Here is a 25,343-nt window from a genome sequence, read left to right as displayed (position 1 = left end):
GGGCGACGACGCCATACAGGACCTGACACTAGCACGGCAGAACAAGGACACCGCAGGCAAGTTCGCGCGCACTGATTCTGCCGCGCGGACGCCCGCATGACCCCGGCCATGCTGTTCATTCCATTCGGACGCCAGATCTGCCTGCCCTCGGCCCTGTTCGGCTGGTGGGTCTCGTTTGAAGCCTATGCCCCAGTGTCCGAGAAGGCAGGCGGGATCGCAGCGGCAAGCGGCCCGATCGGATGCGGGGCCGCAATCTGCGGGCGTTCTTCCTCGTAGGTGCCGGCCTCGATCCGGCCGCAGACCTTCTGCCCGTTTTTGCCCGGCCCCCAACCACAGGAGTAATGCGATGCGGTTCCTCGTCCGAAAATAGCTGATCGCGAGCACATTCGTTTCGGTACCGACGTATCACTTGTAGTGGGGCCGGCCATGATCAGCACACAGCTTTAAGCGCGAGCAGTTCGCCGGTTTGCCAGCCCAGATTGAACGGCACTTGCGCACGCCAATAACGGAACGTGATGAGCGTCGAGAGCGCTAGCGACCATGGGCCGAAACCCCATAGCATCAACCCGGTGACCGCGCCGATCCCTTGAGCGACGGTGCCGATTCCGCCAGAGCCGTTTGCAGCGAGCATCGCGGGTGCGTCCGCACCCAGCACCAGCATTCCGAGCGCACCAGTGCCGATCGGGCCGAGCGCAAGCCAACTCGACGCCGCCATGCTCTCGTGCGGCAACTTGTGGAGCGCTATACGCAGGAGCAGAATCGCCAGGATGCCAAACGCGACCAGCGCCGAATACGCCCACAGCACATAGCTGGTCGCCAGCACTACAAACTGGTGCCGTCTATCAGCCCTAACCCCTGCCACTTCGGCTGCGACCACTGGCAACAGCCAGACCGCCGTCATACCGTCGAGGTTAAGCACCTGGTCACTTTCAATTTGAACGGCCATCGAACGACCAACCTTCCTAGACGAAGCGGCAGGCATCGCAGTGCCTTTGCGTCAATCCGGGAAGACGGCGATGCTGCGGATCTCGATCTTAAGGCCCGGCGAGGCCAAAGCCTGAACCCCGATGATCGACCAGGCTGGAAACGGCTTGACAGTGTAACGGGCCTTAACTGCCATGAATTCCTTAAGGTTAGTTTCTATGTCAACGTGGTAACTAACGACCTCGACCAAATCAGCCATGGTCAATCCAGCAAGGTGCAGTATCTCGGCGGTACGCTTCAATGCCAATTCAGCCTGTTCGGCAACGCTTCCGATTCCCCCATCTGGCCTGCGCCCAATCTGCCCCGCGATGAATAGCAATCCGCCAGCGCGAACTGCGGGCGAATAACCGAATTTCTCATAAGAAGCGATGCTGGACGCCAGCATCGCGTTGTCCTTTGGTATGTTGAGGATTTGCTTCCCGGTGAAGCGCTCGGGTTGCCGCCCATGGCTTTCGGTACTGACAACGGCGAAGGGCATCGCGGCGCCGGCAACGCCGATCATGCGGCGGCGGTCAAGCGGTTCGGTCAATTTCATCGTTCCTCGCTATGTTGCGGGTTAGGCATCCAGTCGATGGAGGCCCCCTGAAGCCACGCATGCGGACGAAGAGATCGTATCCCTGCGGTCGTACGCCGTCGACTAGGGGCTCGAAGCAAGTACGCGTCAGGCGTTGGAAGGCGATACGCCACTCTCCTTCGTCGGTCATCGCGTGGCCCTCCATTCAAGCGGCAAGGCGCCAGCGATGGACCAAGCCTACTCAATCCGTCTGGATAGGAAAATGACAAAGATCCCTCAATTTCGGTCACGCACTGATGGTAACATGCCGATAGGCGTTCAAAACGAACGATGTCTCTAAATAAGGGAAATAAGTCCTTACGGCCACGTGCCTACGTCGATAGGAACGTCGCGGCGCGCGTTTGAGCGCTGCGGAAGCGCCTTGATAAGGACGACAATCGATGGCCGACGACACCGAAATCAATCTCGACGCCCCGCCACGTAGCGGATTTTCTCGACGGCAGACGCTCATGTTCGGTAGCGCGGCCGCCGCCATAGCGCTGTTGGGCGGGCTGACGCCGGAAACCGCGGGCGCGACCGGAATCGGCAGTGCCGGAGAGCCGTTTCAAATACTTTTCGTGCTCTATCAGAAGTTTACGTTGCAGGACTTCGCCGGCGCGAATGAAGTGTTCGCCCGTCTGCCCAATGTTAAGGTGCTTGTTGCCAGCCCGGAGGGCGGCACGATCGTTTCAGACACCAATGTATCCCTGACAAACACCGACAAGTTGTCCGCAGTTACAGGCTGTGATCTCATCTGTGTGCCGGGCGGCACCGATCGTTCGACGATGTTAACGCCGGACATCCAGAGCCACCTGCGGCGCCTTGCCGATGATGCGAAATACGTCACGTCGATCTGCAACGGTTCGCTCATACTTGGCGCAGCCGGTCTGCTGAAAGGGCGCCGGAGCGCCTGTCACTGGGCGCAGCGTAATCTTCTTCCACAATATGGGGCGATCCCCGATCCTGCGCGCGTTGTAAGGGACGGCCGATACATCAGCGGCGGCGGCGTGACCGCGGGTATCGACTTTGCCCTGACGGTGGCCGCAATGCTGCGCGGTCCGGTTCAGGCCCAGGTCATTCAGTTACTGATGGAATATGAGCCCGATCCGCCATTCCATTCCGGTCGGCCGGAAACGGCTCCGCCCGAGGTGATCGCCGCATTCAAGCAACAGTATGCAAGCCTCGCTAAAATAGCCGGGCTTACAAGATAGTCAGTTCGTCCGCCGATATCGTCAGCGACCGCTGCGCGCTTCAGCTCATCTCGGACCAAGTTGGGTAACCACAAATGTCACGTCTCAATTTCTTGATCATTCCGGCCTGCATGGCCGCTGTTGTTGCATTTTCCGGGCCCGCGTTCGCGACGGGCACACAGCGAACTCGGGAGGCGGCGATCCGGGCAGAGAATGACCGCTGGGTGGAAGCCCATAAACGCGGCGACATGGACGCGCTTGCCGTCCTCTATACGCCAGACGCAAAACTGCTGCCGGAAGGAAGCGAGGCCGTGACCGGCCCGGCGGCAATCGTTGCCTATTTCAAAAGCATTAGTGCCGGTGCGCCACCAACGACCTTGCGTTTCAGTAACTATGAATTTTACGGCAATGATCAGGTCATGACCGAGGTAACCGACACGGAAGTTCGCGATGCCGGCGGGCGACTTAAATCTCGTGGCAAACAGATCCTAATTTTTGTGAAGAAGGACGGCGTGTGGAAGCTTCACCGGGACATCTGGACCCGCAACGGTCCGTTAAAAACCGACGATCGCTGAGCAATCGAGCAAAGTTCCTTCGTGACCGGTCAATAGCCGCAGGGCCGATCATGTGAGACCCATCGTATGACAAATAACAATTCGGCGTTGCAACGAACTCCCAGCGATCCCAAGATGTACGTCGATACGCTCGACAATCGCGCGATTGGGCTTCTGGCGGTGGTAGCCGGCCTGACCGTTGCGAATGTCTATTATGTTCAGCCACTGATCGTTCAGATAGGCGAATCACTTGGACTGACGGGATGGCTGACAGGCGCGCTTCCGGCTTTAAGTCAGCTTGGCCTTGCCATCGGCCTGACGTTTCTCCTGCCTCTGGGCGATGTGATTCCCCCTCGCCGTCTGCTGCTTTTCGTGATCCCGGCTCAGGGCGCGGCACTGGTTCTGTTCTGCGTGAGCGGATCGGCGCCGGTCGTCGCCCTCGCGTCATTGCTGATCGGGTTATTCGGCATCACGCCGTATATACTGCCGCCATATGTGAGCATCCATGTTTCGCCTAAGAAGGTCGGCCTTGCTACCGGTGTCCTTACGCGCGGCGTCATAATCGGCATCCTACTGGCTCGCGCTATTTCAGGAGAGGTCGGCACGCGTTTTGGCTGGCGGGCAGTCTACGGCGTCGCCGCGATCGCGCTCCTGCCCGTACTCTTTCTCACCATAGAGCTCATCCGGCCCGAGCCTGCTTCGATCAAGCGCGACAAGGTTCATTATTTCGAGGTGATCGCATCATTGCCTAAACTCTTCCGGAATAGTCCAGAACTGCGCCTCGCTGCCTTCTGCCAAGCGCTCTCGTTCGGCTCGTTCAACGTGTTCTGGCTCGGGATTAGCCTCTATTTGCAAGGCCCGGCATTCCACTGGACGCCCCGTGCCGTCGGGCTGGTTGCCATTCTTGGTGCAATTCCGGCGCTAGCGGCGCCGATATTTGGCCGTTTGATCGACCGGCAGAGCCCAATCTTGGCGAGAAGGGTCGGCCTTTCTGCGATGACGGGGGCCTGGCTCATAGTCTGGCTCTTCCAAGGCACTCTCCCGGCAATGGCCGTCGGTCTCGTGCTATTGGATCTTGGCGTGACCATCGCGGACCTTTCGAATCGAACGATACTGTACGGTCTGGATGCGCAAGTCCGAACGCGGCTGAACGCGGTTTATCAAGTGGCGATGTTTTTGGGAGGTGCAGTTATGTCGCTGCTCGTCGGCGGCGCCTGGATCATCGGAGACTGGCCGGGAATTTGCCTTCTCGGATCGATGCCAGTGCTTCTCGCGCTTTTCGGATCCAGCGCTTCCCATCAATGGGCGACCCCGAACTAGGGCGGACCGGGATCAGCGAGCGTCGATCGCAACGATATCGGAATGCCAGAAATGTCCGACTGCATTGAAGCGGCACTCGATGTAATCGCGTAGCTCGCGTTCCGCCGACGGCATCTGAACCGCGCCGGGTTTGCGGAGGCTTCAACTCCTGAGAAGGGGGAGCCTGTATGGGCAAGACAACGAACAAGTTTGCGCCGGAGGTGCGCGAGCGCGCGGTCCGGATGGTGACCGATCACGAGCGGCATTACCCATCGCGGTGGGCGGCGGTGGTGTCGATCGCGGAGAAGATCGGCTGCGTTCCGCAGACATTGCATGATTGGGTGAAGAAGGCTGAGGTCAACAGCGGCGAGCGCGCCGGTGTCCCGACAGAGGTTGCCGACAAGGTGAAGGCGCTGGAGCGCGAGGTTCGCGAGCTGCGGCAGGCTAATGAGATTCTGCGCAAGGCGTCGGCATATTTTGCGCAGGCGGAGCTCGACCGCCCGTTCAAGCGATGATCGCGTTTATCGATGATAACCGCGCCTCATACGGGGTCGAGCCGATCTGCCGCGTCCTGCCGATCGCCCCATCCACTTACCACGAGCGCGTCGCGCAGCGACAGGATTCGACACGCCTGTCGGCGCGGGCGCGGCGGGACGTGGCGCTCAAGCCCGAGATCGCGCGCGTGTTCGCCGAGAACTTCGCGGTCTACGGCGTGCGCAAGGTCTGGCGGCAGATGATGTGGGAAGGTCATTCCATCGCACGCTGTACCGTCGCGCGGCTGATGCGCGCGATGGGCTTGGCAGGGGTGATCCGGGGCAAGCCGGTGCGCACGACCATTAGCGACGAGGCCGCACCGTGCCCGCTCGATCATGTCAACCGCAGGTTCTACGCGCCAGCACCGAACATGTTGTGGGTGTCGGACTTCACTTACGTCGCAACCTGGGCGGGTTCGTCTACGTCGCCTTCGTGATCGACACCTACGCCAAGCGTATCGTCGGCTGGCGCGCCAGCAGGACGGCGCACGCGAGCTTCGTCCTCGATGCCTGGAACAGGCGCTTCACGATCGCCGGCCGACCCATCGGGGCGGCCTCATCCATCATTGCGATCGTGGCTCGCAATACGTGTCCATCAAATACACCGAGCGCCTCGCCGAAGCCGGGATCGAACCGTCGGTCGGCAGCGTCGGCGACAGCTACGACAACGCTTTAGCCGAGACGATCAACGGCCTTTACAAGGCCGAGGTCATCCACCGTCGTGGACCCTGGCGACCCTTCGAAGCGGTGGAATACGCGACCCTCGAATGGGTCGACTGGTTCAACCATCGCCGGCTGCTGGAGCCCATCGGCAACATCCCGCCTGCTGAAGCCGAAGATCAATATTATGCTGCCGCGGACAACATCGATATGGCAGCGTGACTCACAACCCAGTGCCTCCGGTAGACCCGGCGCGGTTCATTAGCAACACGTCCAGATCCGCGGACATTCTTCGACGTGCGCGCCGCGGTGAACGGAATGCCAAACTCCGTCGAGATCGGCGCCTTGTCCTTGGGAAGTGCCCACCGTCGATCGCGACGGTATCAACAACGAGCCCTAATGAACTCATTATGGGTCGCGCGTTGATCGATAAAAGCACCAATTTGTAAGACCCCGGGGCAAGTTCGTTCGCGATCTAGAAACGGCGATCGGGCCCGTCGCATCGAGAATCTGGAAGTCAGGATACCAAGACGCCGATCGACTTTGCCATTGTCGCGAAATGAGGGATCACCGTCCTTTCGTCAATGCTTACCACAATCCATACCGTGCGCAGCGTTCGGTTATAGGCCGAGCGCCATCTCGTAAATGACCGGCACTGGAATGATGAAATGGCGCATGATGGTATCTCACGTCGGGCATTGACGCTAGCAGTAGGCGCAACGGTCGCAGCTATATCTGTCAGAGCAGACGCGCGCCGGAAGCCTTCATCGGGCAGCCCAAAACCTAAGAGCGAATCCGGACGAGAAAATGCTCGCGCGGGGCAGCCGCTTCAGATTGGAATGCTCGCTTATCCGGGGTTCGAACCGTTAGACCTCGTTGGTCCTCACTGCATTTTGAGCGGGCTTGCCAATACTCGCGTTCACCTTGTCTGGAAGACCAACGACGCCATAACGACAGAAGGACGCTTCAGCATCGTACCGACCACGTCGATCGCTCAATGCCCCCGCGATCTTGACGTGTTGTTCGTACCGGGTGGAACATGGGGTACAGTAGCTATGATGGGGGATGAGGAGGTGCTCTCGTTTCTTGCGGACCGTGGAAGCCGCGCCCGTTTCGTTACCAGTGTGTGCACCGGGTCGCTGATCCTAGGGTCCGCCGGTCTGCTGCAGGGTTACGAGGCGACATCTCATTGGATGTTCCGTGACATTCTGCCGGTTTTCGGCGCTAAGCCGGTGGAGGAGCGGGTCGTTCAAGATCGAAACCGTATGACAGGCGGAGGGGTGACCTCTGGTGTCGATTTTGGGCTGGTGCTCGCATCAAATCTCCGTGGTCGCGAAGTCGCGGAGACTATGCAGCTCTCCAACGAATACGATCCACAACCGCCTTTCAGAGCTGGTTCACCGACCACCGCCGATCCGGCAATCCTGTCGGCGGTCCGCGAAAGGCTGGATCCCACGTATCGACAGATGCGCAAGGCTGCCGACGAGGCACACAGCTTTGGACATCTCGGGTCAGCATGATCTCGTGGATCAAATGGAAGACCTCACCAGCTAGCCCGTAAATGTGCGGGCTATATAGCGGCACTCTGACCGCGGTATTTGTCGCCCCGCCAGCCTTATCCACGCCTGGCTGGACACCTCAAGAAGCCAAGCCGGGTACGCGTCCTGATGATCACGACCACGGTGACAAAGACCCGGTGGTATGTGCATGCCCAGCCACCATCCTGAACAGTCTACGCCGGACGATCAGGTGCATCGACTGATCACGGCGACCGAGAGCCAGGAAGTGGTGAAGGATCGCGTCGCCACCACCCACCATCCTGGCTGGGACAAAGTCCATGTCGCCGGGACCGAGGCTTTCCGGCGCTCGGCAGCGTCGGAAGCGGCTCGTTGTCCGGGGTTACAAGCCCAATAACCGTGATCGGCAGGAACTCGTCCGGCTGCATAGCGACGCGGGCAAGAACACGGTTGCGCCTATGGTCGCGCGCAATGCCACGTGAGCCTCGATCCGGTGCCTGGTCGGCGAGGGGCCGAGTCCCTGCGCTTGTGCACCAACCTAGCGAGCGTGCCGAGGGACGCTCGCGGCAGAACGACCGCGCCATTGATAGTCAGATACGCGTAATCGAGGTCGTGATCCAGCGCACCCTTTTCGACAACCCCGAGGCCGTCACGCGCGTCGTAACGGTCGCACGTGCCCAGCTCCAAGCCCATGTAGCGGCCGGTCGGACGATCCAGTTTCTGGTCGAAGCTAAACGCGACGCCTTTCCCCGCGATGTGCGCGAATCCGTGTGGCAGCTTCGAAACGACGCCGCTCATCTCGCCTTCGCACTGGCCGGCATATCGTCAACCCGCGACATCAATTCAAAAACCTGGACCGGAGACTTGTTGCGAGACAGCAGGAAACGCTGCGATTCGACCAGCAAATGCAACGCCCCCTTCTCGCGCGACAAGTCAGATGTTGCGTGGCGGGGGAAAGGCTAAGCCGGACGCGGTTATGCGGCAGGCCCTATCGGTGGGAATTCGGGAGACAGACGCAAGAAATCACGATTGACGTAACCGGCGCGTGCTTGCTCGACATATGCGCTTTAGCGACTGTTCGGGAGATTGGTGCCCTCCAATGCCAGGCCTCTGCCTTTATTATCCTGGCCATCGTCATGCGCCCGCCGGGCCGCGCGGGTTTATCGATATTCTCAAGTTGCACGCGTGACGGGCGAGCATGCCTTGAGGTGAAGGCTCGTAACCTCGGAGTTGCCTCCACCGATAGCAATCCCTCAATCGGGCAAAAGCTCAGAACGAGTGTCAGGTCCGGTCGGTCCTACATTCAGACGGGGATGCCCAGCCGCTTTCCCGCCGCCGTTGCGGCGCTCATCGCCTGGGCATCCATCCACGTCCGCCTGGCACGCATCGCGGTGACCCGGTCAGGTCCAGCTTCGGCAGGTGTACCGTTGCGAAATGGCGGCATCGGAGAGTATTCCATGATCAACTGAACGTTGCGTGCAGCTTCCTCACCCCGCAGTTCAGCCGCCAGGGTAAGAGCCAGATCAATACCGGCGGTAACGCCGCCGCACGTCATGCGATTACGATCCGCGACGACGCGTCTATCCACGTGACGGGCACCCATCAGCGGCAGCAGGTCGGCGATCGTCCAGTGCGCAGTCGCATCATATCCCTTGAGCAGTCCCGCCGCCGCGACCGCCAAACCGCCGGTGCACACGCTCGTCACCCATTTCGCGCGCGACCCGCGATCCGCGAGAAAAGCCATGACCTGCGGATCATTCATGCAATCGATTGTTCCCAATATCCCGCCGGGCACCAGCAGCACGTCCAGATCGCGCGGACAGTCTTCGAACGTGCGCGTCGCGGTAAACGGAATGCCGAGTTCCGTCGAAATCGGCGTCTTGTCCTTCCAAACCAGGTCGATGCGGCAGCGCAGAATGTTGAGCACCGTCATCGGGCCGATCAAATCCAGCGCGATCATCTTGGGGTGGATGAGCATTGCGACGACGGGCGAGTCCGGCGGGATCGCCATCATGTCGTCCATATGTTTGTCGCCGGCCCGGTCGAGATGCTGAGCAAGAGAGGGCATGGCGGCTCCAGTTCCAACGGCGGTGGCGAGCGCGAGCAGGGCCCGCCGATTGAACGTGTCGGTCATCGTATTTCTCCAAAGGAATAGGCTAGGCTGAACGTAGCTCGGCGAAGGTTCGCGGCGTAACAGACACCCGCCGATGGGCAGGCGGCGACATAAGCCTCGTCGAACAGGTTCGAGATGTTCACCGCCGCCTTGAAGCGGGCGAAGGTGTAATGGAGCGCCGCGTCGTAAACGGTCGCCGACGGCACAATCAGCGTGTTGGCCACGTCGGCATAACTTTCCCCGACATGCCTGACCCCGGCCCCAAAGCCGAGGCCGGGGACCAGCCCATCTTTCGGGAAAGTAAAATCCACGTAGCCAGAAGCAGTCAGTTCCGGCGTAGCAGTTGGTGTCTTGCCGACCGACGACGGCGCACCCGCCCTGTTCTCGGTATTGAACGCGGTCAGCGACGCTGTGAGACTCAACGTAGGAACCGGTCGAACCTGAACCTCTACCTCGCCGCCACGTGAGCGGACACGACCAAGCTGGCTCTGGTTGGCGGGGAAACCCGCCACCGGGTTGGAAACTAGCACGCCGTCTCGTTCGATCGTGAACAGCGATGCGGTGGCGATCATCCGAAGAGATTGCGGCTGGAACTTAATGCCCGCTTCCCAACTCGCGCCCGTTTCGGGGCGGTAAAAATTGCCGGTCGCCGCTTCGACACCGATCACGGGCGTGAACGATGTCGCGTAGCTGAGATAGGACGCCAGCCCGAACGGCGTGACGTAGCTAATGCCCGCGCGATATGTCGCTTTACTAGGCTGACCGTGCGTGATCGCGCCGGTGGCGCTGATCGCAGTAATGCCGATCCAGTCGTGTCGCGCAGACAGCAAGGCCACCAACCTGCCTAGCTTGATACGGTCTTGGACATAGAGTCCGGTCTGGTCGAGCTTTTGCCGCATCGTCATCGTGGCGTCCGGCGCGGGGATCGTCACGCCGTATTGCGGATCGAAGATGTCCAGTCTTGGGGCAGCGCCAGCCGCAACCACGCTGGCGGTCGTCGAAAAGCTGTCGTCGATGCCGACGAGCAGATCATGTGTCAGCGGCCCGGTAGCGAAGCTGGCCTCCACGTGATTATCGAAGGCGATGTTGTCGAGCCATGCGTCCTGCCGTGAATAGGCCCGGTTAAGATAATAGCGGCCACTGGCCGGCACAGGATTACCGGTAAAAGCTCCGTACAGTCCGGCGTAAGTAAGATCGATCCGGCCATAACGGCCGTTCGAGACAAGCCGGATCGCCTTGGATAACTGGCTTTCCAGCGTATAGCCGACTTCATACTGGTTGCGATCGTAAGGATCGACCGACGGGTCGCTGACGAACAAATCGATAGGGATCTTACGGCCATCGGGTAACGGCGTGACGAATCCGGCATAGGGCACGAACCCGGTTGGTCGATTGGAGCGATCGCCCGTATAGCTGCCACGCAGCGTCAGCTTGGTGTCGGGAAGCGGCGTCCATGCTAGAGCCAAGGCGCCGTAACTGCGATTATCCTCCGCCATTTCGACCTGGGTGTCACCCCGCCGGACGAGGCCGATGGCACGGAACGCCAAAGTGTCCCTGATCGGCCCGCCGAAATCGGCCGAGGCATAGGCGCTGCCATATTCATCCACGCCCGCCTCGATCCGCGCTAGCCGCGTGCGGAGGGGTGCCTTGGACGCGATATTGACAAGCCCACCCGCGCTGCCACTGCCATAGAGAACAGACGCCGGTCCTTTCAGGATTTCGAGACGTTCTATCCCCTCAGCCGGCGTCGTCCACGACAGGAACGCGCCCGAATTGTAGAGCGCCAGACCGTCCTTGAAGAAATTCGAACTGGCGAAGCCGCGGAGCTGATAATATTCGATGCGAGTGTCGCTGCCGGATGCCTGGCTGCGCACGCCCGACGTGTAGTTCAGCGCCTCCGCCACGGTCCGAAGCTTGAGCATGTTGATAAAGGCGTCCTCGACCACAGAAATCGCCTGTGGCGCCTCCAGGATCGGCGCGTTGACCTTTGTCGCGCCGACGGCGCGATCGGCCGCCAGCCTGTGGCCGGTGATAACGATCGCCGTTTTGTCGTCGGCATCGGTGGATGACGGCAGCTTTTCATAGGGCGGGTTCGGCCCAGCGATGGTCGCCGCCAGCAAGGCGAGCGAATGAGCGGGAATGGTCACGAAACTTCTCTCTTGTGATCTGTTCGACCCAATGCCGTCAGGCATGAGCAATCGGCCGCGCCCGGCAAGCAGGAGCGCCGCATGCGGAAGAACCCACAGGCGATGTGGAGCGGCTCAGCCGAAGCGGAGAATGACGAGACTGTGCCACTTGGCCACGAAAGGCCGATGGAATCATCGCGCCAAATGCACCCGCTCCCAATGAAGCGGTGCATGCCTCGGTCATCCAAAAGCAAGCGGACACTCATGGGAATGCCGCCCCGCTTGGACATGCGGAGCCCTGCGCGCCGCCGTTCACGCCATTGGCGGAAGGCAAGCTCGCGCGGGTGGTCCGCGCACCGGTGGCCGTAGATGATGCGTCGGGAAAAGCGCGAGCGGCCGGACCTTGCGGAAACCCATGACTATGACGAGCGAGATCTCGATGGCCAGCAGCAATGGCTCTGCGCCGAAGAGCCATGGCATCCCCAGACCGGCAAAGGCGCAGGGGCTTTCGATCTTAGCCTTATGCCCGTCATGCGGGGTCGGCGTGCCGGGAATGGTCGTAGCTGCACCCTGGGGCGCCATGCCGGTACAGATTTGGATCACCATGCCCTGGCTCGTGGCGAGCGGCATGAAGCCGGATGGCACGACGCCTTTCACGAACAGCACGCAGCCGACGAGCAATATTGCCGACCACCGATGCTCACGGACCAAGGCGCGAAGCGCTTCCACAGCAAGCTGGATAGGAATCTTTTTCGGGAAAGTCATCCTAAAAGGTGGGAAGTCTTTGTTTTGCGCCATTAGCGCGCACGGCCTCGGAATTTTCGGGGCATGCGCCTTTTGGGTGATGTCAGTAAGGTGCCTCGCTAACCAATCCGAGCTCTCGTTTTCTAGGCTCTGGCCAGCCGCACCCAACCCTCATTGACAGAAGGGCATTGCCGTTCGACGCTCAAGATCGAACTTAATTACCTTAAGCCCAATTATGGATGAGATCGGATCGGGGAATTCTCGCTACTTTGTCGGGTCTTGCGCCAGCCCATCCCGCCGATTGGCGCGCCTGATTGCCTGCGGCGGGAGTCCATACAGCTTTACGAAGGCGCGCCGCATCCGCTCTGGGTCGGTGAACCCCACCGCCAGCGCGATCTGTTCAACCGGCTCAGCACCATCTTGCAAGCGCATGCGGGCAGCTTCCACGCGGATACGTTCAATGGCTTTGGCTGGTGTCTTGCCCGTTTCCCGATGAAACGCCCGTCCGAATTGTCGAACGCTGAGATGAGCGGCATCGGCCAAGCGCTCGATCGGCAAGGGTTCGTGCAAATGATCGCGCGCGAACGTCAACGCGATGCGAATCCGATCTGATTCCGGATCCATCTGGGAAAGATCGGAAAATTGCGATTGGCCGCCCGACCGCCGATGATAGACGACGAGCTCGCGTGCGACCAGGCGCGCCATCTCTATCCCATGGTCCGCCTGGATAAGCGCCAACGCCAGATCGATGCCGGCGGAAATTCCCGCCGAAGTCCATACCGGACCGTCTTCTACAAAAATCCGGTCGGCCTCGACTTTTATGTTTGGATATTGCTGTTGCAGTCGATGCGCCACCCGCCAATGAGTGGTCGCACGCCGTCCGGCAAGCAACCCTGCTTCGGCGAGCAGGAACGCGCCGGAACACACGCTGGCGACGCGCGGCGTCATGGCGGCGAGCTTTGTCACCGCATGCACCTCTCGGGGTTCGAACATGGGGGCGATTTCGCCGCCGACAACGACCAGCGTATCAAATGATGCGGCGCCTATCGATGCGGTTGCGATTGACAGGCCGCCACTGCCTGGCACCAGACCACCATCGCTGGACAGGACGTGGAGTGTATAAAGCGATCGACCGGCAACCTTCGTGACGGATTCGAAAGCGCCGAACGGCCCCGCAAGGTCGAGGATCTGATGCCCAGGATAAACAAAAAAGCCGATATTATGCATAATGACTTATTCTAAGGGATATCAGCCTTTCATGACAGACTTAATCGCCGTCCACAACACTGGGCAGTCAAAATGGCAGCCACGCATCGGACTCGAATTCATAATCGGCTTATCGTGATCGCCGGTGACTAGCCAGCGTCGTCACCCGAATGTCGGCCCGCGCACCAAGTTGCGCGTCCCTCGTAGCCAGGTCGCGACATCGACGACAGCAAGACCATGTGTCGCGTTGACGGTCCGTTCCTTGAGCCACGCGACCCCATCTGTCCGCGCGAATGCCATGCGGTATTTGCGCAATGTCAGCGGGATGGGCAGCGACGTCGACTATCAACTGTGGCACCGTCCTCAATGTCCGTTCCATCGTCCGGCCCGTGACGCGTTCCACTGTATCGGCGATTTCGTGGTAGGTAAGCGTGCCTAAGCGACGAACACCACCTGATCGTCTAGGACGGGCCGGGACGCGGCTCGCAGCGCAGTGAGGCGGCCGATATCGTCGGATGCGATAATGCGAGCTGATATTCCATTCGCCAAGCGCATGGATGGCGTTCTGATGCAGTTCAACGAGGCAAAACACCGGCAGAAAGGTGAAACTGCTAAACATGCTGTGTTTCGGCGTGAGATTGGGGACCACCTGACCCGGTAATCGGCACCTAAACGGGGACCACCTTCCGGGTCATCTATGTTCGCCTGCTGTGTTGGCTGGCGACGAGGTGGAGGATGACGACGGTGGAGACGATAGGACGGATCAGGCGCGCGCATTTCGTGCAGAAGTTGTCGGTGCGGGAGATCGCGCGTCGACTGCATGTGTCGCGCAAGACGGTGCGCAAGGCGATCGAGGCGGAGGAGCCCGTGTTCACGTACACGCGGGTTGCGGAGCCCAAGCCGAAGCTGGGTGGCCACGCGGCCGCGCTGGAGCAGATGTTGGCCGAGAACGAACGCAAGCCACGCCGCGAACGTCTGACGCTGATCAGGTTATATGAGGTGCTGCGCGGGCTTGGATTTGAGGGCGGCTACGATGCTGTTCGCCGCCATGCCCGTCGCTGGCAACGCGAGGAAGCGGGGCGGACGGCGACCGCGTTCGTGCCACTGAGCTTCGATCCTGGCGAAGCGTACCAGTTCGACTGGAGCCACGAAGTGATCGTGATGGCGGGCGTGACGACGACGGTGAAGGTCGCGCACGTCAGGCTTTCCCACAGCCGGATGTTCTTCGTGGCGGCCTATCCGCGCGAGACGCAGGAGATGGTGTTCGATGCGCATGCACGAGCGTTCGCCTTCTTTGGCGGTGTCTGCACGCGCGGCATCTACGATAATATGTCGACGGCGGTGGACGTGGTGTTCCTCGGCAAGGAACGCCGGTTCAACCGGCGGTTCCTGCAGATGTGCAGCCATTATCTGGTCGAGCCGACCGCCTGCACGCCGGCAGCTGGCTGGGAGAAGGGACAGGTCGAGAACCAGGTTGGCCTCGTGCGCGAGCGCTTCTTCACCCCGCGGCTGCGCTTTGCGAGCTACGAGGAGCTGAACACCTGGCTGCTCGATCGCTGCATCGAACATGCCAGCGCCCATCGTCATCCCGAGTTGCGCGAGCGGACCGTCGCCGATGTGTTCGACGACGAGAAGGCGGCGCTGATGCGGCTGCCGACGACGGCGTTCAATGGCTTCCATGCGGTGACCGCGACCGTCTCCAAAACACTGCTCGTGCGGTTCGATTACAACAAGTACTCGGTCGCGGCCCGCGCACTGGGCCGCCCGGCGGAGGTCCACGCCTATGCCGACCGGATCGTTATCCGGCAGGGTGATGATATCGTTGCAGAGCATGCGCGGCGCTACGGTCGCGATCAGACGATCTACGATCCGTGGCATTACGTACCGGTGCTGGCAAAGAAGCCGGGTGCGCTGAGGAACGGCGCGCCGTTCAAGCAACTCGCATTGCCGTCAGGACTGGAGCGTCTGCGCACCCGTTTGAAGGAGAGCAGCGATGGCGACCGCCAGATGGTCAAGATCCTCACCGCCATTACCGTCGATGGTCTTGACGCCGTGGAGAACGCCGCTGCCGAAGCACTCGCGAACGGGGTGGCCAGCGCCGATGTGGTGCTCAACATCCTGGCCCGGTCCCGATCGGCGCCGGTGGAGCCCACCATTGCAACACCCGACCATCTGCGGCTTGAGATCGAGCCGATCGCCGATGCAGGCCGCTACGATCGCCTGCTGACCCCGCTTCGTGAGGCGGCGTGATGATGGAGCGCCACCAGATCCTGGAGTTGATGGGCGACCTCAAGCTCGCCGGTATGCGCCAGGCCTATGACGAGGTGATCGCCGATGCGATCAAGCGCCAGTATCCCGTTCAGCATGTCGTCGGCGATCTGTTGCGGGCGGAGATCGCCGACAAGCATGCCCGCTCGATCAAGTATCAGATGACGATCGCCAAGCTGCCGCTTGCAAAGGAGGTCGCCGAGTTCGAGTTCGCCGGCACGCCGATCAACGAAGCGCTGGTTCGCGATCTCGCCACCGGGGCGTTCCTCGCCAACCAGCGCAATGTCGTGCTGGTGGGCGGTACGGGCTCGGGCAAGACGCATCTGAGTATCGCCATCGCGCGCAGTTGCATCCGCACCGGTGCCCGCGTTCGCTTCCACAATACCACCGATCTGGTGAACCGGCTCGAGATGGAGGTCCTTCAGGGCCGCACCGGCAAGCTTGCCGAGCATCTGTCGCGGCTGGACCTCCTGATCCTCGACGAACTTGGCTATCTGCCGTTCGCACGCGCTGGCGGGCAGCTGCTGTTCCACCTCATCAGCCGACTTTACGAACACACCTCGGTCATCGTCACCACCAACCTGGCGTTCGGCGAATGGCCGACCGTGTTCGGCGATGCGAAAATGACGACCGCGCTGCTCGATCGACTTACCCATCACTGCGACATCGTCGAGACAGGCAACGAGAGCTGGCGGTTCAAGAACCGAAGCTGAGCGCCGTCGCTGCCGCTGCCAAAGAGGATGTCGTTCTGGGGGATGTCGGCTCCGGGCTACGCCCTACGCCGACATCCCCCAGAACGACGGCACGTGAGTGGTCTCCTTTTACATGCCGATCCCGGTCCCCGTTGCCGCGCCGATTGACACGTCAGGGGTTCCTCCACTTCGTGAAGATGCACCGGCTGCGATGGCGAGGACCGTTCGGAATCGAGCGCACGATGACTTGCGCGCAGCCAGCCAAGCGCGGCCGGACCATTGTCGTAGAAGGCGTAGAAGGTGAATCCGACCGGCATTTTGGCGCGGTCGAGCTTCTGCGCGGCGACGAACAGATCCATGTCGTCCGCACCCTCGACGGCTGCCCAGAGCCGTAGCTTGGTATGCCCCGTGATCTCGGTGTCCTGGTCGAACTCCAGGTCGAACGCAGCATGGCCTGTCACGGCGTCGTAGCGGAATTCGGCCTCGCGGGCAGGCTCGTCGATCGTCATCAGGCCCGTCGCGGCATCCAGCCATAACCGGGTATAGATGGTGCGGGCGAGTGGCCACTCGGCCTCGGCGCGTTCCACCGCGACTCCGGCCGCCTCACGTACCTCGATCCGCACCCTGGGCCATGCCTGGGCCTGGGTCGTGCGGCCTTTGAGATAATGATCGAAAAAGGCGTGCTGCCGCGCACGACTCTCGGGGCGATAATAGTGCGCCCATTTCTTCTGCCCGTGGACTTCAAGCCATTTCTGCGCGCTGCCCATCCGGCGATAAGCTTCAATCGTACCGCGCAAGTGCAGCCCCTGGTCCGACCAGCTCGCAACAACATAGGCCGGCTGATCGATCGCCTCGAGGTCGATCTCCTTGGACCGCCAGAATGGATCGATCATCGGATGCGCCTGGATGTTCGCCCAGCTATCCTCGGTGCGGTTGAGCGAAAAACGGATATTGTCGGAGGCACGAGGAAGGAAGCCGGTCTCTGGTATCCCGCCATGATAGGCAAACTCCCGATACCAGTCGGAAAAGCCTTCCCAGGGGTTGAGCGCAACCAAGGCCGGCGGACGCAGCGATGCGACGAGATACTGGATCGCGGCAAGATAGGACACGCCGGTCATCCCGATCTTGCCGTTCGATCCCGGGCGATCGGCAAGCCAGCAGATCGTGTCGTAGCAATCTTCGGCTTCCTGGCGGCCATTGTGATGAAAATCGCCGCCCGACAGCCACGCCCCGCGCGGATCGACCACCGCCACGGCATAACCCAAGCGGCCCCAGAATAACGGATCAGGCCCCTCGAACGGGGTCAGCGGCGACAACCAATCGGGATCGACGCCGGAAAGCGGCCAGAACACCTGGTTTGACAGTGCGTGCTTGCCGTAAGGGCCCCATGCCAACAATGTCGGAAGATCGGCCTCCCCCTCGGGCCGATATAGATCAGCATAGATTTCGGTGCCGTCGCGCAGGCATATTCCCGCATTGCGTTCGATCACCAGGCCGCGCTCCCGCCACACGACATGCTCCAGAGGCGGGAGCGGCGGCTTGTTGGGGGCGCTTGCCGGATCCACGCCGGGGCGCATGATCGTCTCGAAGGCAGCGGATCGCTCGACCATCAGAGCACGACGAAATAATGGATGCAGTTGGCATTGGGGGTCTTCTCGGCGACCCCGACAAAGACATGCCTTGCGAGCCAGTCGTGCGGCCCGGCCGGCGCATCGAAGCTGGGGGAAACACGCATATAATAATCTTCGTGCGCGACCGGTTCGTTGCGCGCCATCCGTTCGGCGATGTCCGGCGAGCGCGCCCAGCGATAACCGCGATTCTGGAGATAAATGATCGCGCCGTCATCGGCCTCGATCAAATAGCGCGCGTCGAAATCTATCACACCGTCGGGCCGTAGCAGCGGAAAGTCACCGCCTGACATCGGCACCACGCGCCCGCTCAGCCGCGGCCCCTCGACCGTGCCGCTCGCGGCATAGATCGCAGCACGCGTGTCCCCCCGTGCCGAGGGTTTGATCCAATAAGGCTTGGTCAATGCTATCGAAATGCTAAACGCATGTTCGAACTGGGGGTGGAAGCGGTGCATGCCATCCATCGACGAAAAATTCCCTCGGCTGCTCTCTAGTATATGTTGATTACTCAACACATATGAGCTTGGCAAGGAAGGGATCTGGCGAAGCATGACGAAGCGAACGGACATCACGGAAACCTGGGGATTGTTCGATCGCGGCCACCTCCCCTACCGGCTCCTCCTCCTCGCCAAGATGATCGATCGCGCAACCGCGCGTCAGGTGCGCGATGGTGCCGGCTTGACGCTCGCTGAATGGCGCGTGCTCGCACATGCGGTCGTTCTCGGCGACGCGAACGCGAGCCGCATCGCCGCCGCAGCAGCGGTCGATCGCGCCGAGGTGAGCCGGGCACTGCTCAGCCTGGAGAAAGCGGGGCTGGTTACCCGGGAAGCGGATCCCAACCATGGCAAGCGCCAACAGGTGAATGTGTCGCCGGAAGGTTTGGCGCTTCACGACCGCTTCCGCCGCGAGCGCATCACCTTTTTCGATACGATCACGGCCGACCTCGATGACGAGGAATTGGGCGCACTCGACGGCTATCTTCTGCGCATCGCGCGGCAAACCCAGGCGTTCGACGACGAATGAACTCGTTCGGCCGGCCCATATTGCCTCAGAAGATGCGCGATTCTGGTCTGGCGCTGGTGACCTCTATGGAAATCCAACCTGTGTTTGCCGCGGGTGTCTTAGCGCAGCCTCCGCTACACCGCGGATGCTTGCCACGAGGCCCAGGTCAGCCGAGTTTCCTGGCGTTATCCCAAAACTTTTCGTTGGGAGCGACGCCCAGCCCGGGGCCCTCCGGCAGCGCGAAATAGCCCTCCGCGCATTCCAGCCGGCCGTTCATCAACTTCGCCGAATGGGGGAATATGCTGTGCTGGAACTCATGATAGGGGAGGTTCAGCACGGTCGCCGATGCCTGCAGGCTGGCAGCCGCGAAAATACCGGCGCCGATCGTCGCGTGCGGGATGATCTTGGCGTGATGTGCCTGCGCCAAGTGCGCGATGCGCATGAATTGCGTGATGCCGCTATGCCCCATCTCGGTCTGCACGATCGAGACCGCGCGCGCTTCAAGCCGCGAGCGCGCGTCATAGACGGTGCGCCATTCCTCTCCCGCGGCGATCGGCACCGTCGCATGGGCGGCAATGTCGGCAAGGCCGGCGACGTCCTCGGTCTTGCACGGCGCTTCCATGAAATAGATATTATAGGGCGCCAGCCGCTGGAGCAGCGCGATGGCTTCCGCCGGCGTATACATCCAGTGGCAGTCGAGCATGATCGCGACATTGGCGCCAAGACCCTCGCGGAGCGCGGCGATTTCGCGTTCGACGCCTTCATAGCTGACCGAGGCGGCGATCTTCACTGCGTCATAACCCTTGTCGACGAAGCTCCGCGCGAGATCGACCTTCTCGGCAATCGTCGGGCGAGGCAGGCCGGAGACATAGGCCGGGATGCGGTCGCGATGCTTGCCGCCGAGCAGCTGATGGAGCGGCAATCCGGTCAATTTCCCCATTAGATCCCACAGCGCGATGTCCACTGCAGCCAGCGCATCGAGCCAGAAGCCGCCGGTATAGCCCCGCACGCGCATAAGATCGTACAGGTCTTCCCAGATCGCTTGCACGTCAAAGGGCGAACGACCGGCAATGATCGGCGCGATGATATCGGAAATGAGCGCGTGGATCGCATCGGGCGCGACCAGGCCGTAAGTTTCGCCCCAGCCGTCAGCGCCTGAATCGAGCGTCACCCGCACGACCGCGGAACGCATCGCCGCTGGGTAGATCGTGCGATTGCCGCGGCGGACGAAATAGCCGGCGCTGTTGATCGATTCCCCCGGACCAAGGCCGCCGAGATAGGCGTCGTCCTGTGGAATCGTGACGGAGAAAACGTCGATCGACGCGATCCGATCATCCAGCGTCATACATCCTGCTCCCGTTCGTAAAAGGCGTCGTTCGCGCTATTGAACTCGTTTAGGTCATTTGAAGCTTTATTAGCAACACTAATCGATGCTCTGGTGGCAAGAGTTTCGAGAGAGGCAATTGCTCGTCTGGACGAAACTTTGCAGGCGGGATAGCTGCGGGGTTGAAGCGGGTTCGCAAGTGACGCTGAACAAGCAACGATGGAACTGAACATGCGCGTGGGAGCCGGCAGAGCGAAAGCGGGCGCGCAGCCCAACCAGAGTCTGATCGACGGTATCACAGTGCTTCAGGCGCTCGCGACCTCGACCGAGCCAGTCGGATGCCGGGAACTGGCGCGCCGTGTCGATCTGGAAACTACCCGGGTCAATCGACTACTCAAGACGCTCACCTATCTGGGGATCGCGCGGCAGACCAGTGACCGCAAATACGGCCCAGGCTCGGGCATGACGGTCCTCGCGGCGCAGAGCCTGTTCGCGTCGGGTTTGCTGCGCCGGGCGCTGCCAGCGCTCGAAGGCTTGCGCCGGTTCGGTCATACGGTCGCGATGGGTGTGTTGTGGCGCGACAATGTCAGTTACTTGTTCCACGCGCCGCCCAACATGCCCGAGACCGACGCGCTGGGACGGATCGGCCTGTATCCAGCGACGCGCGGCGGCATCGGCATGGCGCTGTTGGCGGCGCTTGACGATCTTGAGGTTGAGGAAACCTACGCCAGCCACGATATCCCGGGCTATGCGGATCTTCCGACGCTCCTGACCGCACTCAACGAGGTTCGCGCCCAGGGCTATGTCCGGCTCCGCGTCAAGGATGAGCGCGAGCAGCACACGGTGGCGATCACGATCGGCAAGCCGGTCTATGCGGCGATCGGTCTGTCCGGGTGGATACCAACGGCGGCAATGCCCGAAATGCTCGATGCGCTGCATGAGGCGGCGCGCAAGATCGGCGAAAGTGGCGATGTGCGTGGGGTGCAGCTCGACCTCGCCGATCCGGCGCTTGATTATCGCGTCGCGGTTTAGCGAACGGCTCCGCCTTCGGAGTAATTTTCGAGACGATCCAGAATCCGCGTCAATTCCTCATGATCCCCGGAGTCGAATTCGGGCCCCGGAGAGCGCGTATAGGCGTTCGCGATCAGCCCGCGGCGACGCAGCACTTCCTTGGTCAGGCGCCAGCGGAACACCGCCTGCATCATCAGGATCGGCAGAACGGCTTCGTAGAGATCACGTACCTTTTCGCTATCGCCGGCAAGGTGCGCGGTCATCAACGCGACGTGGATTTCGGGGGTCTCAACCGCGGGCATCGTGCCGATCGCGCCACGGGCCAGTTCATCGGTGATGTAGCGCCCGCCGGCACCGCCGAACACGCCGAGGAGGCTGGACGGGCGGTGCTCCAGCAGCTCGCTGATGCGCTGGCCGCAAGGCATATTCTCTTCCTTGACCCAGCGGATCGCATCGGTTGCTTGCACGATTTCGCGAAGTTGCGCGCCGGATAGTCCCAGGCCCATCGGCGTGGGCGCGTTCTGGAGCATCAGCGGCAGATCCGCACGCGCACCGAGCGCAGCGTAGAATGCGCTCAGTAACATAGCGTCGGCGCCGACCGACTTCGGCGTCATCACCATGGCTGCGACGGCGCCGGCAGCAGCCCCGGCGGTCGCCAGGCGTGTGCTTTCGTGCAGGTCGCCGCCGCTGGCACCAACGACGAAGTGCGCGCGGCCTGCCACGCGGTTTCCCACGAAGTGGATCATCGCGTCGCGCTCATCCAGCGTGAGCATATCATATTCGCTGGCGAGGCCCGGAAATACCACCCCGTCGACACCGCGATCGATCGCGTAGTCGATGACGTTGGCCAATCCATTCTCGTCGATATCGCCAGTCGCGGTGAAGACCGTGGGCAGCACGGGAAACACGCCGCCAATACTTGCAGTCATTTCAATCTCCAGGACGAATTGCGAACGCCGAGCGGATTTCCGCGCCGGTTAGACCAGACAAGATGAGGGACCGGAGGTTCCTTCCGGTCCCCCAGGGAGGAGCACAGCGAGGGCGATGTGAGCCCTCAGAATTTGGCGTTGAACCCGAGCGAGAAACGACGCCCCTGCAACCCGTAGAACGACGTTGCTTCGGGTGATTCCACATAGCGCTTCTGCACCTCATTGGTCAGGTTCGAGGCATCGGCGAAGATCGTGAACGGTCCGAATTCATAACGCACCGACGCGTCGAGCGTCCGATACGGTGCGTAATAGATAGCGGTGCTGCCTGGTCCGACGCTGTCGAAGAATTTGTCGCGATAATTGTACGCGGCGCGAATGCCGAAGCCGTACTTTTCATAATAAGCGACGAGATTGTAATTCACTTTGGACAAGCCCTGGAGCGGCAACGCCGATCCGTTGCGGTCGAGCAGCGAGGTCGTGCTGTCGATGTAGGATAAGTTGGCGACCACACCGAAGCCGTCGAGCGGCGACGGCAGGAAATAGAATGGGGTCTGGAACAGCACTTCGACGCCCTTCACTTTGCCACCCGTGCCGTTGAAAGGCCGCGTCACCAGGAAGCCTTCGGGCTGGCCCGGAGGCGCAACTTCGCCCGGCGGTATTTCATAGGCGGCGCGGCTGAAGATGAAGGTCTTCACGTCCTTGTAGAAACCGCCGATGGTCAGCGCCGAACCGCGTGCGAAATACCATTCCAGCGCGATGTCATATTGATTGGCGCGGAGCGGATCGAGGCGCGGGTTGCCTGACGTCCCGTTGTACGGCGACAGACGGTTGAGAATGAGATCGGGCGACAGATCGACCGAGTCGGGTAGGCCAAGCACCTTTGCATAGCCGGCGCGGAACAGCAGTTTGTCGGTCAGTTCCAGTTTCACGACGGCACTGGGCAGCCAGTCGACGAAGTGGGATTTGACCTCCAGCGGATCGACAGCCCCACTGGTTCGGCGGATCGCGCCCAGCGCATCGCGATCGGTATCGCTATAGCGCACGCCGACATTGCCCGACAGCGGCATCGAACCAAGACTGGTCGCGAAATTCACCTTGAGATAGGCCGCCATCGTCTTTTCGGAGATGCGGAAAGACTGTAGCGGATCGACAGACCGTGCCGGGCACAGGCCGCTGTTGGGAGCAAGGAACTCACACGCCGTGCCGATCGGCAGCGCCGTCGCTATGGCCGCAACATAATTCATTGCGATTGCTGGTGCGCCGCCGCCGAGCAAGTCGGAATAGTCACGAATATTATAGATTGCCGGACCGTTGGAGACGAGCAGCGTGTTGGCGGGCGTCGTGCCGCCGAACCCGATCTGCCGTTGGATCGTATCGCGACTGGTCGTCAGCGCCGAATAGCGTATGCCTGCATCGATCTGCGACAGGAACGCCCCTTCCGGCTTGAACGCAAAGTCGATCTTGCCAGCGGTTTCCTGCCCCGTGTTGCGATTGAAATTGTCGAACACGTTGGCGTAGCGGAACTGGGCGGGGGAGGTAACGTCAAGCGCGGGGGGCGCCGTAACGGTCGGAATGCCGCCGTCGTTGATATCAAATCCGAACAGATATTTGTTGATGCTCTGCACCCGGACGAACTCCTGGGTTACGTCCATCGTGGCGCGCGAATAGTTGAATTCGGGATTGACCGAAAATCGCCCGTTATCGGTTTTCCACTTGAAACCGATCCCACTGCTGATTGTATCGCTCTTTACCTTCAACGCCTCGGCGTTGCCCTGGGCGACCTGATTGATCGTGCCCGACGTGAGAATCTCGTTCGACGACAATGTATAGGACGTGTAGTCGCTGGCATTGCTGCTCAATGGTACTGAGAACCAGTCGCGCGTGCGGTTGGTGTTCAGGTGCGAATAGGCGGCGTCGCCATAGAGTTCGAAGCTGTCACTTGGCCGCCACTGGAACGCCGCGTTGCCGCCGATCTTTTCGCGTTTCTCGCGCAGGCGCTGGAAGCGGAAGTCCGCGATATAGGTACCCGGAATGCCGTCACCATTTGGATCGTTCGCCCTCGGATTGGCGGCAGTGTTGAACGCCGATGTCAGCGGCGTGTAGCCGGTGAACGAGTTGAATGAATCCTCATTGACCGGCTTGTTCGAATAGGTCGCGTTCAAGAGAATGCCGAACGTGTCGTTGGCGAAGGTATTCGAATAGAGCGCCGATCCGTCATAGCCCCAGCGCTTGTCCTGGTCCGAATAGACGGTTGAACCTGAAATCGAGATTAGTTGACCGGGTTTGTCGAATGGTTTGCGGGTGATGATATCGACAGTGCCGCTGAGTGAGCCATCGGTGCGCTCCGCGCCTTGCAACTTGATGACGTCGAGTCGGCCGATCATTTCCGACGGAAAAAGCGACAACGGGCCGTAATCCGAATCGGCGACCGCGGCGATGCCGACACCGCGGCCGTTCGGGTTGACGAGCGTGCGTCCGTTGATCTCCGTCCGGTTCTGCCGAAGGCCGCGGATCGAAACGCTGGTGCCCTCGCCGAGCGCGCGACGAATCTGCACGCCGGACACACGCTGGAGCGATTCAGCGATATTGTTATCGGGAAGCTTTGCCACATCGGTGGCTATGATCGAATCCTGAAACTGATTGGTTTCGCGCTTCACGTCGAGCGCTTCGGCCAGGCTCTGACGATAACCTGTGACGACGATTTCGCTGTCGGCCGTCTCCCCCGCAGCAGGCGGAGTCTCGGCCGGGGGCGATGGTTGCGGCTGGGTCTGCGCGGTCGCCGATGTCGCGGCCAAAATCGCTCCGAGGCAAGCGCCACCGAGCCAAAGATTCGTCCTTCGCATATCACTCTCCCCTGCGATTCTTATTTTCTTTCGGGCAAAGTGTTGCACATTTAGCTACAATGTCAACAGGGCGTTGACGAAAATCAATTGCAAAAACGCGCATCGATCGTTGTGCCATTACACGGCTCGACCCGAAATCTGTGGAGACGCCGACTTGTGCGCTACCG

General features: G+C 61.0%; 20 protein-coding genes, 1 pseudogene and 1 other annotated feature. Of the genes and pseudogenes, 10 read left to right on the top strand and 11 right to left on the bottom strand.

What is annotated here, in order from left to right; genetic code table 11:
• Positions 1-430: 430 nt before the first annotated feature.
• Together G4G27_RS17000 and G4G27_RS16995 are read right to left on the bottom strand one after the other, a co-directional pair.
• Positions 431-946 carry a hypothetical protein gene (locus G4G27_RS17000; protein ID WP_244624384.1) on the bottom strand — a complete coding sequence of 172 codons (516 nt, stop codon included), beginning with the start codon at positions 944-946 and terminating at the stop codon, positions 431-433.
• Between the two features lie 51 nt (positions 947-997).
• The gene (locus G4G27_RS16995; protein WP_202049599.1) at positions 998-1,519 is read right to left on the bottom strand and encodes a RidA family protein; all 522 of its coding nucleotides are present in this window, start codon (positions 1,517-1,519) and stop codon (positions 998-1,000) included.
• Between the two features lie 419 nt (positions 1,520-1,938).
• On the opposite strand from G4G27_RS16995, the gene G4G27_RS16990 reads away from it, so the two are divergent.
• From G4G27_RS16990 to G4G27_RS16960, 6 genes and pseudogenes are all read left to right on the top strand, one after another.
• A complete protein-coding gene (locus tag G4G27_RS16990) occupies positions 1,939-2,748 on the top strand; it encodes a DJ-1/PfpI family protein (RefSeq protein WP_202049598.1) in 810 nt (269 codons plus the stop codon).
• Positions 2,749-2,822: 74 nt separating this feature from the next.
• Positions 2,823-3,302 (top strand): nuclear transport factor 2 family protein, encoded by a 480-nt coding sequence (locus G4G27_RS16985; RefSeq protein ID WP_183109739.1) that lies wholly within the window; start codon positions 2,823-2,825, stop codon positions 3,300-3,302.
• A gap of 114 nt (positions 3,303-3,416) precedes the next feature.
• Positions 3,417-4,601, top strand: a complete 1,185-nt coding sequence (locus G4G27_RS16980) for an MFS transporter (RefSeq protein ID WP_183109738.1) — start codon at positions 3,417-3,419, stop codon at positions 4,599-4,601.
• A 167-nt stretch (positions 4,602-4,768) separates the two neighbouring features.
• Positions 4,769-5,995: pseudogene (locus tag G4G27_RS16975) on the top strand (IS3 family transposase).
• Positions 5,050-5,166, top strand: a sequence feature (AL1L pseudoknot). It overlaps the preceding pseudogene by 117 nt.
• Positions 5,996-6,612: 617 nt before the next feature.
• The gene (locus G4G27_RS16970) at positions 6,613-7,293 is read left to right on the top strand and encodes a DJ-1/PfpI family protein (protein ID WP_183109737.1); all 681 of its coding nucleotides are present in this window, start codon (positions 6,613-6,615) and stop codon (positions 7,291-7,293) included.
• A gap of 609 nt (positions 7,294-7,902) precedes the next feature.
• Positions 7,903-8,253, top strand: a complete 351-nt coding sequence (locus G4G27_RS16960; RefSeq protein ID WP_183109735.1) for a hypothetical protein — start codon at positions 7,903-7,905, stop codon at positions 8,251-8,253.
• Positions 8,254-8,593: 340 nt separating this feature from the next.
• Here the strand turns inward: G4G27_RS16960 and G4G27_RS16955 are convergent, their stop codons facing one another.
• From G4G27_RS16955 to G4G27_RS16940, 4 genes are all read right to left on the bottom strand, one after another.
• Positions 8,594-9,424, bottom strand: a complete 831-nt coding sequence (locus G4G27_RS16955; RefSeq protein ID WP_183109734.1) for a DJ-1/PfpI family protein — start codon at positions 9,422-9,424, stop codon at positions 8,594-8,596.
• Positions 9,421-11,550 (bottom strand): TonB-dependent siderophore receptor, encoded by a 2,130-nt coding sequence (locus G4G27_RS16950; RefSeq protein ID WP_183109733.1) that lies wholly within the window; start codon positions 11,548-11,550, stop codon positions 9,421-9,423. The genes G4G27_RS16955 and G4G27_RS16950 overlap by 4 nt, the downstream gene beginning before the upstream one ends.
• 291 nt (positions 11,551-11,841) lie before the next feature.
• Positions 11,842-12,240, bottom strand: a complete 399-nt coding sequence (locus G4G27_RS16945) for a hypothetical protein (protein ID WP_244624383.1) — start codon at positions 12,238-12,240, stop codon at positions 11,842-11,844.
• A 297-nt stretch (positions 12,241-12,537) separates the two neighbouring features.
• Complete coding sequence (locus tag G4G27_RS16940; protein ID WP_183109732.1) at positions 12,538-13,500, bottom strand: GlxA family transcriptional regulator; 963 nt, start codon at positions 13,498-13,500, stop codon at positions 12,538-12,540.
• A 714-nt stretch (positions 13,501-14,214) separates the two neighbouring features.
• On the opposite strand from G4G27_RS16940, the gene istA reads away from it, so the two are divergent.
• The gene (gene istA, locus G4G27_RS16935) at positions 14,215-15,729 is read left to right on the top strand and encodes an IS21 family transposase (protein ID WP_183109255.1); all 1,515 of its coding nucleotides are present in this window, start codon (positions 14,215-14,217) and stop codon (positions 15,727-15,729) included.
• Complete coding sequence (gene istB / locus G4G27_RS16930; protein ID WP_275944100.1) at positions 15,729-16,460, top strand: IS21-like element helper ATPase IstB; 732 nt, start codon at positions 15,729-15,731, stop codon at positions 16,458-16,460. The genes istA and istB overlap by 1 nt, the downstream gene beginning before the upstream one ends.
• 56 nt (positions 16,461-16,516) lie before the next feature.
• On the opposite strand, the gene G4G27_RS16925 is transcribed toward istB, so the two are convergent.
• Together G4G27_RS16925 and G4G27_RS16920 are read right to left on the bottom strand one after the other, a co-directional pair.
• Entirely contained in the window at positions 16,517-18,016 is a 1,500-nt protein-coding gene (locus tag G4G27_RS16925) for a CocE/NonD family hydrolase (protein WP_183109731.1), read from the bottom strand.
• Positions 18,017-18,048: 32 nt separating this feature from the next.
• A complete protein-coding gene (locus tag G4G27_RS16920) occupies positions 18,049-18,531 on the bottom strand; it encodes a DUF3237 family protein (RefSeq protein ID WP_183109730.1) in 483 nt (160 codons plus the stop codon).
• An 85-nt stretch (positions 18,532-18,616) separates the two neighbouring features.
• Here G4G27_RS16920 and G4G27_RS16915 point away from each other — a divergent pair, with 85 nt between their 5' ends.
• Positions 18,617-19,090, top strand: coding sequence for a MarR family transcriptional regulator (locus G4G27_RS16915; RefSeq protein WP_183109729.1), 474 nt, complete (start codon positions 18,617-18,619; stop codon positions 19,088-19,090).
• A gap of 145 nt (positions 19,091-19,235) precedes the next feature.
• On the opposite strand, the gene G4G27_RS16910 is transcribed toward G4G27_RS16915, so the two are convergent.
• Positions 19,236-20,414 (bottom strand): mandelate racemase/muconate lactonizing enzyme family protein, encoded by a 1,179-nt coding sequence (locus tag G4G27_RS16910; protein WP_183109728.1) that lies wholly within the window; start codon positions 20,412-20,414, stop codon positions 19,236-19,238.
• Positions 20,415-20,624: 210 nt separating this feature from the next.
• Here G4G27_RS16910 and G4G27_RS16905 point away from each other — a divergent pair, with 210 nt between their 5' ends.
• Complete coding sequence (locus G4G27_RS16905; RefSeq protein WP_183109727.1) at positions 20,625-21,425, top strand: helix-turn-helix domain-containing protein; 801 nt, start codon at positions 20,625-20,627, stop codon at positions 21,423-21,425.
• Here G4G27_RS16905 and G4G27_RS16900 read toward each other — a convergent pair.
• Together G4G27_RS16900 and G4G27_RS16895 are read right to left on the bottom strand one after the other, a co-directional pair.
• Entirely contained in the window at positions 21,422-22,333 is a 912-nt protein-coding gene (locus G4G27_RS16900) for a dihydrodipicolinate synthase family protein (RefSeq protein WP_183109726.1), read from the bottom strand. The genes G4G27_RS16905 and G4G27_RS16900 overlap by 4 nt on opposite strands.
• A gap of 125 nt (positions 22,334-22,458) precedes the next feature.
• Positions 22,459-25,176, bottom strand: coding sequence for a TonB-dependent receptor (locus tag G4G27_RS16895; protein ID WP_183109725.1), 2,718 nt, complete (start codon positions 25,174-25,176; stop codon positions 22,459-22,461).
• Positions 25,177-25,343 lie beyond the last annotated feature (167 nt).

Source organism: Sphingomonas sp. So64.6b, assembly GCF_014171475.1.
Taxonomy (GTDB): Bacteria; Pseudomonadota; Alphaproteobacteria; order Sphingomonadales; family Sphingomonadaceae; genus Sphingomonas; species Sphingomonas alpina_A.
The sequence above is the reverse complement of the archived record's forward strand: the minus strand, read 5'-3'. Positions and strand labels throughout refer to the sequence as shown.